The sequence below is a fragment of the Paenibacillus glucanolyticus NBRC 15330 genome, assembly GCF_004000885.1.
GTDB lineage: Bacteria > Bacillota > Bacilli > Paenibacillales > Paenibacillaceae > Paenibacillus_AQ > Paenibacillus_AQ glucanolyticus.
In genome coordinates, this window is sequence record NZ_BIMC01000011.1 from 61995 (window position 1) to 75979 (window position 13985).

Annotated in this window: 14 protein-coding genes; 4 read left to right on the forward strand and 10 right to left on the reverse strand. The window is 48.3% G+C overall.

What is annotated here, in order from left to right; genetic code table 11:
- Window positions 1–50: 50 nt before the first annotated feature.
- The 7 genes from PGL02S_RS16665 to PGL02S_RS16690 all read right to left on the reverse strand — a co-directional run bounded on the left by PGL02S_RS16665 (window position 51) and on the right by PGL02S_RS16690 (window position 7727).
- Window positions 51–1451 (reverse strand): sensor histidine kinase, encoded by a 1401-nt coding sequence (locus PGL02S_RS16665; RefSeq protein WP_006212094.1) that lies wholly within the window; start codon window positions 1449–1451, stop codon window positions 51–53.
- 6 nt (window positions 1452–1457) lie between these two features.
- Complete coding sequence (locus PGL02S_RS16670; protein WP_036643383.1) at window positions 1458–2117, reverse strand: response regulator transcription factor; 660 nt, start codon at window positions 2115–2117, stop codon at window positions 1458–1460.
- A 204-nt stretch (window positions 2118–2321) separates the two neighbouring features.
- Window positions 2322–3158 carry a sulfurtransferase gene (locus PGL02S_RS16675; protein WP_036643382.1) on the reverse strand — a complete coding sequence of 279 codons (837 nt, stop codon included), beginning with the start codon at window positions 3156–3158 and terminating at the stop codon, window positions 2322–2324.
- 166 nt (window positions 3159–3324) lie between these two features.
- On the reverse strand, window positions 3325–5517 hold the full coding sequence (locus PGL02S_RS16680; protein ID WP_036643381.1) for an acyltransferase family protein: 2193 nt from the start codon (window positions 5515–5517) through the stop codon (window positions 3325–3327).
- A complete protein-coding gene (locus tag PGL02S_RS28530) occupies window positions 5501–5638 on the reverse strand; it encodes a hypothetical protein (RefSeq protein ID WP_006212090.1) in 138 nt (45 codons plus the stop codon). Before PGL02S_RS28530 ends, PGL02S_RS16680 begins: the two co-directional genes overlap by 17 nt.
- Before the next feature lie 338 nt (window positions 5639–5976).
- Window positions 5977–7137 carry a sporulation protein YhbH gene (gene yhbH, locus PGL02S_RS16685; RefSeq protein WP_006212088.1) on the reverse strand — a complete coding sequence of 387 codons (1161 nt, stop codon included), beginning with the start codon at window positions 7135–7137 and terminating at the stop codon, window positions 5977–5979.
- 167 nt (window positions 7138–7304) lie between these two features.
- Window positions 7305–7727, reverse strand: a complete 423-nt coding sequence (locus tag PGL02S_RS16690; protein ID WP_006212087.1) for a hypothetical protein — start codon at window positions 7725–7727, stop codon at window positions 7305–7307.
- A 212-nt stretch (window positions 7728–7939) separates the two neighbouring features.
- Here PGL02S_RS16690 and PGL02S_RS16695 point away from each other — a divergent pair, with 212 nt between their 5' ends.
- Complete coding sequence (locus PGL02S_RS16695; protein WP_006212086.1) at window positions 7940–8320, forward strand: DUF423 domain-containing protein; 381 nt, start codon at window positions 7940–7942, stop codon at window positions 8318–8320.
- Between the two features lie 86 nt (window positions 8321–8406).
- Here PGL02S_RS16695 and PGL02S_RS16700 read toward each other — a convergent pair whose 3' ends face one another.
- Window positions 8407–8955 (reverse strand): hypothetical protein, encoded by a 549-nt coding sequence (locus PGL02S_RS16700; RefSeq protein WP_152825399.1) that lies wholly within the window; start codon window positions 8953–8955, stop codon window positions 8407–8409.
- 232 nt (window positions 8956–9187) lie between these two features.
- Here PGL02S_RS16700 and PGL02S_RS16705 point away from each other — a divergent pair, with 232 nt between their 5' ends.
- On the forward strand, window positions 9188–9490 hold the full coding sequence (locus tag PGL02S_RS16705; RefSeq protein WP_006212084.1) for a YunC family protein: 303 nt from the start codon (window positions 9188–9190) through the stop codon (window positions 9488–9490).
- 164 nt (window positions 9491–9654) lie between these two features.
- Here the strand turns inward: PGL02S_RS16705 and mtnA are convergent, their stop codons facing one another.
- Window positions 9655–10734, reverse strand: coding sequence for an S-methyl-5-thioribose-1-phosphate isomerase (mtnA, locus tag PGL02S_RS16710; RefSeq protein ID WP_036643378.1), 1080 nt, complete (start codon window positions 10732–10734; stop codon window positions 9655–9657).
- Window positions 10731–11954 (reverse strand): S-methyl-5-thioribose kinase, encoded by a 1224-nt coding sequence (gene mtnK / locus PGL02S_RS16715; RefSeq protein WP_006212082.1) that lies wholly within the window; start codon window positions 11952–11954, stop codon window positions 10731–10733. The genes mtnA and mtnK overlap by 4 nt, the downstream gene beginning before the upstream one ends.
- A 308-nt stretch (window positions 11955–12262) precedes the next feature.
- Here mtnK and PGL02S_RS16720 point away from each other — a divergent pair, with 308 nt between their 5' ends.
- Together PGL02S_RS16720 and sufC are read left to right on the forward strand one after the other, a co-directional pair.
- A complete protein-coding gene (locus PGL02S_RS16720) occupies window positions 12263–12739 on the forward strand; it encodes a Dps family protein (protein WP_006212081.1) in 477 nt (158 codons plus the stop codon).
- A 445-nt stretch (window positions 12740–13184) separates the two neighbouring features.
- Window positions 13185–13967, forward strand: coding sequence for a Fe-S cluster assembly ATPase SufC (gene sufC, locus PGL02S_RS16725; protein ID WP_063455949.1), 783 nt, complete (start codon window positions 13185–13187; stop codon window positions 13965–13967).
- Window positions 13968–13985: the final 18 nt, after the last annotated feature.

Sequence of the window (13985 nt, forward strand, 5' to 3'; positions counted from 1 at the left end):
TACCCTCCATTTAATAAGCTTTTGTCTTGGTTTACTTTAATATAGCGTTATTATGGAGTCGTACTGGAGTTGTTATGGAGTTGTAAAATAAGATGGACACTCGTTCCTGAATGCTGCTTGGACTGCAGTGATAGACGAGCATCGTGTGCTTCGGCAATTTGACGGCACAAGGATAAGCCGAGCCCTGCCCCTCCATGTTCTCTGGAACGGGCACTGTCAGCTCGGTAAAAGGGTTCAAAAGCCCGTGCCACCTGCTGTGCAGTCATTCCAATACCGAAATCGCGTACTTCCAGAACGGCTTCTTCGTCAAGTTCATAAGCCATTAGCCTAATTTCGCCTCCTTCAACGGAAGCATGAATTGAATTCTCAAGGCAGTTTACTAGGAAAGTGGCGAGTAAATCAAAGTCCCCATATACATAATCGATATCCCGATGGACAATAAGCTTGATTCGAGAATCCCTCATGTTTTTCATTTCAGTCTGTTGGACAGAATTGAATAACTCTTCAACAGGGATTCGTTGCAGTTCCAGCGGTTTACGACCGACAACCGAAAGGTCTAGCAGCTTAAAGGCCAGGCTTTTTAATCGCATGGTTTCGGTCCATATATAGTGGGTGGCGGTGCCGCGTTCTTCTTCCCCAATGTTAGCGGATCTCAAGTATTCTGCGAAGCCTTGCATACTTGTAAGTGGTGTTCGCAATTCGTGTGCAAGATTATCAACGATTCGTTGTTTTTCTTCTGCCATTTCTGACAACTCATGCATACGCTGTTCTATCGCTTCAGCCATGCGGTTGAAATTCTGCGACAATTCGCCGAACTCATCCTTGTTGTATAACAGGACCCGTTCTGAATAATCGCCTTCGGCAATATGTTTGGTTGTCTTCGATAATAACCTAAGTGGTTTAGTCAATTGCCTGATGAATAGAAACAGGAGAATCATAAGCGCAGGGCTGATCGTAAAGTTGATAGTTACAAAAAAACGATTCAGCTCTCGCTGATTGTCATACAATTCCTCAATATCTCGTGTGTAAACAAGCAGTAGATGATCATAAGGGGGAGGAAGTTTATGAGAGAATTGTATATAATGAATTCCTTGTTCTTCAATTTGTTCGAATGGAATGTCGGGTTTTATTAGATGGTTCATATCTTTTGGATATAATAGCTGTTCTTGATTCCAGAGCTGTAAGGTAACACCCTGTTGTAAATAATTTTTGGCATAAGAATAGGTAACATTGTGCAGGATTTCATCGTCTACACTCGATCCTCGTGACATGATCGACGTTAAATTCTCATAGATGTTATTAGCAATGAGCGCTTGTTCACTTGAGGCTCTTTGGATTTCTCGCTCTGTATTAAGAGACCAGCTTTTATTCATAATCATGACAACACTGATATCAAGTGCCACAACGAAAAGAACTAATACCACGAGTAGTGTCTTCAGCCAGAATTTCAATGGGTTCTATACCTCCGCATTCAGCCTATAGCCCAGCTTAAAGATAGTGACGATCCGTTCTTCCCATCCTAGCTTTTTACGCAGCTGTCTAATATGGACGTCTACCGTGCGGGTTTCACCGAGGAAATCATAACCCCAGACAAGTTCCAGCAGTTTCTCTCTGGATAACGCAATATTGCGATTACGGATTAATACCTCAAGTAGATCGAATTCTCGTGCAGTCAGTTCTACAGGTTGGTCGTCTTTTAATACTTGCCGTTCCAGCAATTTGACTTCTGCTTCACCTAAGACAAAGAGGTCATCGGATGGCTTCGCACGGCGAAGCACGACATTTATGCGGGCAAGAAGCTCTAAAATTTCAAATGGTTTGATGATATAATCCTCAGCTCCAAGTTCAAATCCGGTGATGCGGTCGGACAAGGATTCCTTCGCTGTAAGAAAAATAACCGGTATGTTATATGCTCGTATATGTTGCATTAGTTCAAAACCATCCATACCAGGCAGCATTATGTCTAGGAGAATCAGATCAAATTTCTCCTGTTTAAGAAATTGAATGACGTCTGTTCCGTTGTAAGATTTACAGAAATGATGTCCTACCAGCTTTAAATTCATTGTAATTAAATCGTTTATTGATTTTTCATCTTCAACGACTAATATATTGGCCACAATCGAGTCCTCCGTTTGCTAAAATCCGTTATTCACTGCGATAAGCAGGGCGTTTTTTAAGTCAAAGCCCGTGTTTTACGATAGTTTCTCTTTGAAAGTACTTTAGCACGAGTTGTCGTTTCAGCGATACATAGATTCATGAAAGATAGTTAACAAGAGCGATCATATAAAAAAAGAACCCGCCGACTAACGGGTTCTTGCACTTTACTCGTCTCCCGTCGCAACCGGGTTGTCCTCGTAACTGATCCAGTCGCTCCAGCTGCCGGCATACAGCTTCACATGGCCGTAACCGGCTTCCTCCAGAGCAAGCACGTTGGGGCAGGCAGTTACGCCGGAGCCGCAGTATACAATGATCTCGGCATCTTGCGGAATGTCCGAGAAGTGCTCACGAAGTGCTCCTGGAGCCTTCCAATGTCCGGAAGGCTCCAGAACACCCTTCCAGAAGTAGTTCTTTGCACCCGGAATATGTCCGGCCTTGGCATCCAAGGGCTCCTCCAATCCGGCATATCTGCGCGGCTCGCGGGAATCCAGAAGCATGCTGATACCCTGTTGAGAAGCCTCGCGTACGTCATGTACGCTGACGAGTTTATGGGGCTGCAGCTTCATTTCGTATGTAACGGGAATGACAATCGGCTGTTCATCCGTAACCGGATAAGAAGCACTCTTCCAGGCTGAATAGCCTTCGGCCATTACATAGGCTTGTTCGTGCCCCGTATATTTCAGCAGCCACCATAAACGGCTGGCCATGGCCCCGCCCTGGTCATCATAGATGACGACACGGCTGCCTTGAAGAATACCGGATTGGCCAAGACGCTTTGCCAATGTATCCAAGTCTGGCAGCGGATGGCGTCCGCCATGTTCCGTAATGGGGGAGGAGAGGTCCTTCTCCAGATCGAGATAAACCGCACGCGGGATATGCGACTCCTCGTAACTGGCCTGGCCGCTTTCCGGCTTGCCAAGAGCAAAACGGCAGTCTACGATGACCAGATCCGATTCGTAGAGTCTGGCCAGCAGCCATTTCATCGTCACGATATTGTTCATATATCAGGACACCGCCTTCTATGGGAAATAATGAGATAAGGTAATCGAATTATATCATATTGCTGCTTGCCATTACGTATATAAGTAAAAAGTCGACCTGTCCCATAAAATTATGAGAGCCGGTCGACATTAGTAAGAATGGAATATGGCAAGAATCGGATAATGCTTATTTCTTGATAGATTGAAGCAGCATCGAGGTGTAGGCAGCGGCACCTTCCGGTTCCAGGTGAACGCTGTCGGATCGGAAATATTCAGGATGATCTTTGCTCGCCGAGTACCAATCCACGAGTGTAACCTTCGGGTTCTCGGCAGCCGCTTTTGCCAGCATGTCGTTTACGTTCTGTTCCCAATCACGAGGAACCCGTGTATTGACAAGTACAATTTGCTTAGCGGAATCCAGCGGGCGCAGAAGCGAATCGAGGTCTTTTTTCGAGAAAGCTCCGTTGGTACCCAGTCCGATAATGATGATGCCGCCATCGATACGGTTTTGAGCTTTCAATGCTGGGACAAGATCATCAGCCTGGCGCATTTGGCGTCCAATCACCGCATCGATATGAATGCCGGGCAGTGATTTCTCCAGATAAGGGGAGACACCGAGCATGACCGAATCTCCGATGGCCGTGATTGTGGATTTAGACGATGGCCGAGCTTGCGGATCCTTATTCACCGGCTTGGTATGGTTAGGGTCCTTGCCATCAGCAGAACCGCCTGAAGAATCCTTGGGTTGAGGAGGATTTTCAGACTTTATTTCCTTACCAGTCTTATCATTGTTGCCGGAATCCGTTGTCTCTGAGCTCCCATCCACTTTGTTTGTCTGATGGCTCGCGGTGCCATCTCCGGCTGGAAGTGCATTGCCCGAATCTTCATTCACGATTGAATCGTTATTCCCTGGAACGGCTTCTGTATCCGGGAGGGAATCCTTCTTCGTGTCATCCCCGGAGCTTGGCTCCCTCGTCGCTTCAGGCTGCATCGAAGACACGTCCGCAGGCGGAGTAATGTTTCCACTCGTTCCTACCGGATTTCGCTGCTGTCCTTGCGGAGGAACGTCTGGGGAGGGCTCCTCTGTTTGAGACGGCTCGGGTTCTTCCAGAACCGGGTTCTCGATGTTCAGCATTGCGGCGATATCGCCAACTGTTCTTGCATCGGATACGCTGCTCATCATGCCGGTACAGAAAATGCCAATTAAGATAAGCGAGCTTAGCGACACGATCCAGCCTTTTAACGATATCGAAGCCGGACGGCGGCGAACGGAACGGACCTTAAGCCATAACTTCTTCAAACCGCCGTGTCGTATCGGCTCTTCTACATACTTCCAGGATAGTGCTGCCAGTATGACACTTGCCGTAATCTGCAATACAACCTGTGGCAGGCTCAGATCTCCTGAACCGGAAGCAGGCGAGGTGAGTATCATCACAGGGTAATGCCACAAATAGATGCCATAGGAACGTACGCCTACCCATAACAGCGGTTTCCAGCTTAACAAGCGACTGATTGATGCCGCGGGATGGGCGAGTACCGCAACGAGTACGGCAGCAGCCATAGAGAAGAGGAACATGCCTCCGCGATACAGGAACGGATCGTACCGGTCCACCTGCCACATCATGAAGAGGATGATGAGCAATGCTGCAGCACCTGTCAGGTTAAGTCTGCGCCGGACGGCAGTGGATACTTGAAGGGATAACTTCCAGCTGGGCCATACGATGGCCAGCCCTGCTCCGATCAGCAGACCGAACGCCCGGGTATCCGTTCCATAGTAGACTCGGCTGGGATCTTCTCCCGGCTGGTAGATGAGCGCCATGACCAGAGCCGAGGCTGCTGCTCCGGCGGCGATAAAGCTGAACAGCTGTCCTCTGCGGGGGAACAGCTTGAGTCCCGCCAGCATGATGAGCGGCCACAGCAAGTAGAACTGCTCTTCCACGGCCAGCGACCAGAAATGCCCTAGTGGAGACGGCGGGCCAAATGATTCGAAATAGGATTGCTGCTGATAAATAAACTGCCAGTTGCTTATGTACGTAACGGCTCCCAGTACTTCGCCCCGAAGAGTGAGCAGCCGGGATCGGTCGAACAGTGTAACCCATACGACCAGGATGAACAGCATGAGCAGCATGGCCGGCAGAAGGCGCCGGAACCTTCGTATCCAGAAATCCTTCAGGTCGATCCGCCGTTGATGATGCCATTGGGATGCCAGAATATCGGTTATGAGATAACCGGATAGTACAAAGAATAAGCTGACCCCGAGAAAACCACCGCCTGCAAAACCAAAATTCCAGTGGTATCCCATAACCCCGATCAAGGCGAGGGCTCTTAGCCCATCCAGACCAGGCATGTAACGCGAATGTGGTTTATCCGATATCGGCACTGGAGATCACTCCTTTCGAAGGATCTGCACTGATGCCGCCCTGCAACAGCCGCTGCGATAATATGTAGGACATATTCTCAAACGTCTGGGTGCTGAATAGTCGATGTGTCATTTGGAACATGGTAAACCTTCCCTTTCCTTTATAGGAGGATATTTCATATTAAGGAGACCTGTATCGAAACCTGTAATATCCTGCAACTTGATGTCATAGTTAAATACTAGCATCCCCAGAAAAACAGAAGGTGACAAAAAAATGAACCTACGGCTACATTGTGATGTCAATAATAAGACAGATTTTTCATTTGAAATTACAAGCTATTGTGCTTGGTATGTGCACTCTTCGATAACAGCCTGTTAGCCGTATCGCTTCAGACCATAAGAAAGAGGAGGTCCCTGCCTCCCCTAACGTCAAGATGATGAATCAGCTCACATCTTCCTTCATTCTTTTTTGCGTACGGATTATATAGCGGCTCCTTCACGTTTGCGAAAAAAGGTTTTCAGTGCGTCGTACACTTCCCCTTTGTCTTTGATCACATGGTACATGAATTGGTCCAGCTTGATATTCTTATAGGCCGACATCAGCGTGCTGCTGCGGTTGTATTGATTGACCTCGCCGTAACCGAACATATTGCTTACCTTCAGCAGCTCGCCGATGAGTTTGACGCAGCGTTCATTGTCGGAAGTGAGATTATCGCCATCCGAGAAATGGAATGGATAAATGTTGTATTGGGAAGGGGGATAACGGTGATTGATAATATCCAGCGCTTTCTGATAAGCGGATGAACATATGGTTCCGCCGCTTTCACCGCGTGTGAAGAATTCCTCCTCGGTTACTTCCTTCGCTTCGGTATGGTGGGCGATAAACACAATTTCAACCTTTTCGTACTGTTTGCGAAGGAAACGGGTCATCCAGAAGAAAAAGCTGCGTGCGCAGTATTTTTCAAAAGAGCCCATGGACCCTGAAGTATCCATCATCGCAATAATGACCGCGCTCGATTCCGGAATGACGGTATCGTCCCAGGTCTTGTAACGAAGATCGTCCGGGCTGATGCCGTGGATGCCGGGATTGCCGTCTCTGGCATTGCGTCGCAAATTCTCCAGAATGGTGCGTTTCTTGTCAATGTTGGACATGATGCCTTTTTTGCGGATGTCGTTGAACACGATGGACTGCGTCTCGATCTGCTCTTTATCCTTGGGCTGAAGCAGCGGAAGTTCCAGCTCCTCAAACAGCATGTTCTCCAATTCTTCCAGACTGACCTCGGTCTCCACGATGTCCTGGCCTGCCTGATCGCCCGCGGATTCTCCCTTTCCGGGCTGGGCCGACGAAGGGTCTCGGCCGAGGACGTCACCAACCTGACTGTCGCCATCGCCTTGGCCGACATGCTTTTGCTTCTGATAGTTATAGATGAAACGGTATTCGTCAAGGCTTCGGATCGGAACCTTAATGATCTGTTTCCCGTCGGAGAGGATAATGTTTTCTTCGGTAATAAGGTCAGGCAGGTTGCGCTTGATCACTTCGCGAATTTTATGCTGATGACGTACCTGATCCTGATAGCCTTTGCGGTGCAGCGACCAGTCTTCACGGGATACGACAAACGAAAGGGCATCTTCATTTTGCACGGACAGTCACCTCCCAAGTGTAGCCTTGACACTGTTGCCGTCGTTTTGGCTGTAGTATTTCATTATATTCGGGAGAAAGAGCGATATGTGAGTGTGAATCCGTGTTTGCCATGAAAAAGGACACTTCACCTGAAAATGATCAGGCAAGTGTCCCACCATGATAATGCTTAGCCGTTTAGTACAAATAGGAACAGGGCGCCGATGGTGACGATAACCACGCTGTTGACGATGGTTGCAATGACGGCAACCGCACGCTTGCGCGTTTTGGAGAAGCAGCCTACAACGCCGAGCACCAGTCCGACGATATTTACGATCATCACAAGGATGAACACAGCGGCAAGCGTCGTCATCGCTTCCATCGTTTCCTGCGTCGGCTCCAGGATCGGGCCATTTTCCGTCATATAAGGTTCAATCATCGTTGTGCCGAGTGCGCCGAGCAAAATATAACCGAGCAGCGTAACGATAGACAGTATGAAGGATGCTATGCCGAATCGGGAGTGCTTTCTGTCCTCAGGGGGGATAAATGTGGTTTTAGGTTTCTGGGGTGAAGCTTGGTCCTCGGATGGGGAGGAAGGTGTTTGCTGATCCATGTACTTAATCGCTCCTAACTTGGGATACATTCTTTAATAGTCCATGCGGCTTATTCATAAAAAAAGACATCCTTATTAATCTTTCACAAAATGGCCCTGAAATCAAGTCCAGAGCGCTTTCATGCAGGTGGAAAAGCTGTGGCGAATCCGTTAAACTTAACATGATTACATAAGGACACGGTGTGTCCGTTGACAGAAGGGGTTGAAACGGCTTGAGTCGAACATTCATCGCATGGGGCTCGATCCTGATGGCGCTGTCTGTGGCCATCGGTGCTTTCGGTGCCCATATGTTAGAAGGCATGATTACGGCAGACGAGCTTGCCATTTATGAGACGGGAGTCCAATATCATATGATGCATGGACTTGCGGTCCTGATTACAGGTATTCTGGCAAAGGTACTGGGCGAATCCCGCAAGCTGTTCTGGGCGGGAGCTTTATTCATTGCAGGCACCATCATCTTCTCCGGCAGTCTCTATGTGTTAAGTATATCAGGTATAAAGTGGCTTGGGGCCATCACGCCGATTGGCGGCGTATCCTTCATCGTGGGCTGGCTGATGCTGATGTCCTCGGCGCTGTCTCGAAGAAACGCCTGATTCTCCCGAAAAACGGCTTCGCCGATCCCTTGTTGCAGGGGCGGCGAAGCCGTTTTTTAGTGGAATCCGGTTAAATGTATACCCTGTTAACTGACACTGAATTCGTCTATTTCATTAAGCTTGAAGGTATAAACCTGTTTCTCATCCACATGATAGACGTTGACCAGAAAATTGCTTTCATCATAGTTGAGAATCCGGCAGGGAAGACTTGTCTGCTTGCCGTGGCGGTTGGTTGTCAAGCGAACAAGGCGATTCTCCTTACTATATACTTTAATCCATTCAAAGGGATCGTTTCCGGTGAGTGGAGTTTGAACAGAAGGCACGCTGGCAGCGACCTTCTTTTTTTCCGGCGAGGATGTCGCAGGGGGCGGAGCGGGCTTTTCCTTATTCTGAGAAGTTGCAGAAGCCATCTTCTGAGAGGCTTTGCTGATAACGGATTTTTTCTTGGCTTGAACCAAAGTGTTGATAATCTCTCCAAGCTCCATCCCGGATTTAACCCGGAAATCGACGACCTCAGCCTTGTCGTTCAGCATTTCCAGCAAATATTGCAAAGCCAGTGCGTTGGAGGGACTCTTGACCAGAATATCAACGTTGAATAAAAAGCCGTTATCATCGGTGACAGGAATTGTGTTCATAGCTTTTATTATTCACCAGCTTTCACATTGTTTCTACTGAATCAAATATACCATAATTTTCAGATTTTCATAGTCCTAATGTCATGCGTATTTCATGATTGTTCTATTGATCTAGAGACATTCGTACCACTTGTATGCAGGAGAAGGCCCAGATATCAGAGACATTCGCACCATGTCGGTTCACGGAGAATAAACATAATTCTAAGCCGATGTGAGGGGAGGTTTGTTTATATTGGTGACTTTACTGCCAATCGAAATTGAAGGACATACCGTTATGGGGGTTGAGGTTAAGCTGCCCAAAACTACGCTGCTGGCCGTATATACTTCCCGCGGCTATATTATGTGTGGTGCGCTGGATGTTGGTCTTCTGAACGAACAGCTTGCGGACCGCAAAATCATTGCCGCAAGAGCCGTTGGGGTACGCACACTCGAGCAGCTGCTGGAAGCACCGCTCGAATCCGTAACCTTGGAAGCGGAGAAATGGGGTATCCATCCAGGCTTGGCTGGCAAGGACGCAATTCTTCGGATGTTATAGGGCCTGTTTCAGGGGCTGAGGAGTGGTCCAAGCGGATCGCTCTTTTTTATATGAAATATGTAAGTAAGCTGCATTGAAGCGGCGGACAAGAAAAAAACGGACAATCGGGTTTTTCAACCGGTTGTCCGTTTTAGTTGAATTGACTTGCATATGCAGCGACAGGACTATTCAAACAAGCTTTTCAAGCTCTCATGATAAGGAGCCTGTACGACGCCTTTTTCGGTAATAATTGCTGTGACATATTCATTCGGTGTGATGTCGAAGGCCGGATTGTATACTTTTACGCCTTGCGGAGCCGTGCGTTTGCCAAAACCTTCTGTGATTTCCTCGGCAGGACGCTCCTCAATCGGAATATCGGCACCTGTCTTCGTGTTCAGATCAATCGTAGACAGCGGACAAGCCACGTAAAAAGGAATGCCGTGGGCTTTCGCCAGAACGGCTACCCCATACGTTCCGATTTTGTTGGCGACATCGCCATTTGCGGCTACACGGTCTGTACCGACGATGACCGCCTGGATCCAGCCTTTGGACATGACCATGGCGGCCATATTGTCTGCCAGCAGCGTAACGTCGATACCGGCCTGCTGAAGCTCAAAAGCGGTTAGTCGGGCGCCTTGCAGTACAGGTCTTGTCTCATCTGCGAACACCTTGATGTTCAAGCCTTGCTCATGAGCCAGATACATCGGTGCCAGGGCTGTGCCGTATTTGGCAGTTGCCAATCCGCCCGCATTGCAGTGGGTAAGGACGCCCATGCCATCCTTGAAGAATGGCAGTGCATTTTCCCCGATCCGGCGGCATACCTCTTCATCTTCGGAACGAATGGCCTCAGCCTCAGCGAGCAATGCTGCATTTAGCGCGGCTGTATCAAGCTTATCTGCTGCGAGTTTTTCTGCAGCCAGTTTCATACGGTCCAGTGCCCAGAACAGATTAACAGCCGTCGGTCTGGAAGTGGCGAGATAAGCGCAGGTCTTTACAACTTGCTGAAGCCATCCCTCGCTGTCTTCAGCTTCGTACAGCATGCCTCCCAGCACGGCGCCGAATGCTGCCGCGATTCCAATGGCCGGTGCGCCGCGGACCTTCATGGAATGAATGCCTTCCCACACCTCCTCCGGTGTTGAAAGCTTGAGATACACGATTTCTTCCGGGAGCAATCTCTGATCAAGCAGGACCAGATGGTCCCCAAACCAGTATACGGAGCTTAGCGGCTCATAGGTGCTGGAGTTGCCGGTAGTTATACCGCTCATATCGATACCTCATTTCCTTTAGTTGCTTGTTGAATCAAAGTCAGGATATCCTCGAAGGATTTGATGCTGCGGTGATGGCGAACAAGATTCTTGCCGATCGCCAGTGCTTTGCGCTGCGCCGCTTCTCTGGCGGTATCGTCGGCAATGGTATCGATATCCGCAACGTGGGACAGCCCAACAATGCGCCGGATCATCTTGCAGCCGGCAAATCCTGCGGTGTCCTTCAATATCTGCGATACGTAGTAGTCCTGATATCCAGGCGTACGAGACATCTCATCCAACAGGTCATCATTCCACAGCATGCGGAAGTTGCTCTCGAAGTGATTCCACACGTCGCTTGCCATTTCGAGGAGCCTTGCCTCCCGGGTCGCTTGCGTGTACTCGTCCTGGCTCCAGCCCGGCTGAGCGGCATAGTTGAGCAGCAGGTTGCCAATCACGGCGCCGATATCAAAGCCCATCGGCCCGAAATAAGCAAATTCCGGGTCAATCACCTTGGTTGATTCCGGCGTGACGAAGATGCTGCCTGTGTGCAGATCCCCATGCAGCAGGGCTTGGGCGTGAGTCAGGAACTTCTCGCGAAGCAGAGCCACTTCGAAGTGGAGAGGCAGATCCGTACGAAGCGCCTCCGCCTCATCGGCAATATGGTCCGGATAGTTATTATTGGAGGATTCGCGGTATGGATCTTCGAAGATCAGATCTTCGGTGATTTTGCATAAATCCGGATTCACAAAACGGCCGGCAAGTACTTTCTTCTCCTGTTGGTTCATCCCGAGATCCGATGTATAGAACAGCGTTCTGGCCATGAATTCGCCAATGTGCTCGGCAAACTTCGGATAGGCGATGCCCTCAATAAGACCTTTGCGCATGATGGTATACTCGCTCAAGTCCTCCATCACGGTGTAGGCGAGCTCATCCGAATAGCCGTATACTTTCGGTACGAGGTTCGGGCAGAGGGAGTACTGCGTCTCCAGCGCCACACGTTCAATACGGGCACGGTCGAGCGACAGCGGCCAGGATTCACCTACAACTTTTGCATAAGGAACGGCTTGCTTGATAATGATACTATCAGCCGTATTTTTGGCGGTGACATGAAACACCAGATTCAGATTGCCGTCGCCGATTTCGCGGCATTCGAGTTCGGCATGGTCCGGGAAACGGCCCGGTATACTTTTTGCTAACTGTATAGCTTCTTCCGCGTTCAGCGGATGGTATGCAGACATGGATGGTCACCCCCAAATAGAATAGAAGAAAAACAAAGCCAACTTTTTTGCTTGGTATTACCTAGTATAACGTTTTTTCGCAAATTTTGTATAACTTTTTGGCAAGCCTTAAGTTTGGTGAATCTGATTCGCTTCGCAGCCGTAAGGGTAAACTACAAATAGACGCCCAAGCTCAGGATGTACTTATATATTAATGAAGGAATGGCATTAGCAGAAGGTTCCAGTTACAATGGGTATACACCAATCTGCAGCATATTCCTTTGTCGCAGTACAGGGTGCATTTCATATAGAAAAGGAAGGGATTAACCATGGCAAAAACTACATCAGGCAAATCTGCAGGAAAAACAAAAAACTCCAGCTTAGAGCAGCTGTTGAACCAACAGGTCGCGAATTTCAACGTGCTCTATGTCAAACTTCATAATTATCATTGGTATGTAACAGGAGAGCAATTCTTCTCCCTTCATGTCAAGTTCGAGGAACTGTACGATGAAGTTACACTTAAAATGGATGAGGTTGCGGAGCGCCTGCTGTCGATCAAAGGCAAGCCTGCAGCAACCATGAAAGAATATTTGGAACTTGCAACGGTTCAGGAAGCTTCCGGCAACGAGGATACTCGCGGAATGGTACAAGCCCTGATTGAGGACTTTGCTACCGTATCGGAAGAGCTGACAGAAGGTATCGAAATGGCTGAGGAAGCCGGAGATGCGCCTACAGCGGATATGTTCACAGGCTTCAAGGCTGATCTTGAGAAGCATATGTGGATGCTGCGTTCTTTCCTTGGATAATTCGTGAATATTAATGTAGCGATGCCATGTTCATGACTTGTATTTGCAGAGCTTTAGGGTGCTCGTCCAACGTGCGCCTGTACAGCTCAACATGATGATGACTATAACACCGTTTGTCAACGAGCGTTAACGCCGGTGACTGATGCCGTGACGACACTAGAAGCATCAGCAACTACAGGATGAGCAGAGCAGATTAAAACAGGCTTGGCCGGTCTATCGGTCAAGCCTGTTTTTTAAGCGTTTTGGTTGTCCGAATGTTGTCTCTAAAACGCTTGTCCGGTTGAAATACGTCATATTTTATTATAAAATGGCTTGAGAATCATTGATAATCAGTTTAGAATGATTATAAATAAATAATTATTTTTTATTTATGAAATCAGGGCGTCCAAATCCTGTTATCATATAGGACAAAAATACACTACCTATCTAACGGAGGGAATCTAATATGTCAACCAAGTTTGTCATTGAAGGATTGAAAGCAACAATCGAAGGCAAGGAGATCCTTAAGGGGATCAACCTTGAGATGAAGGGCGGAGAAATTCATGCCATCATGGGACCAAACGGCACAGGCAAAAGTACGTTGGCTTCCGCTTTGATGGGTCATCCTAAATATGAAGTTACAGACGGTAAAGTTTTGTTGAATGATGAAGATGTGCTGGATATGGAAGTTGATGAGCGCGCACTCGCCGGTCTGTTCCTGGCTATGCAATATCCTAGTGAAATCGCTGGTGTTACGAACTCCGACTTCCTGCGCAGCTCCATCAACGCGCGCCGCGGCGAAGGTAACGAAATCTCGTTGATCAAATTCATCCGTCAAATGGAAGGCAAAATGAAAGAGCTCGAGATGAACCCTGAGTTTGCCCATCGTTACCTGAACGAAGGTTTCTCCGGCGGTGAGAAGAAGCGTAACGAAATCCTGCAAATGATGATGCTGGATCCGAAAATTGTAATTCTTGACGAAATCGACTCCGGTCTTGATATCGATGCTTTGAGAATTGTAGCGAACGGCGTGAATGCCATGAAATCGGAAAAACGCGGTTTCTTGATTATTACCCACTACCAGCGTTTGCTTAACTATATCACGCCAGATTATGTACATGTTATGATGCAAGGCCGCATCGTGAAATCCGGCGGTCCTGAACTGGCGGAGCGTCTGGAAGCTGAGGGTTACGACTGGATTAAAGAAGAGCTGGGCATTACTGATGAAACTGTAGGTCAAGACGCGTAAATAGACGGGAGGAGGAAA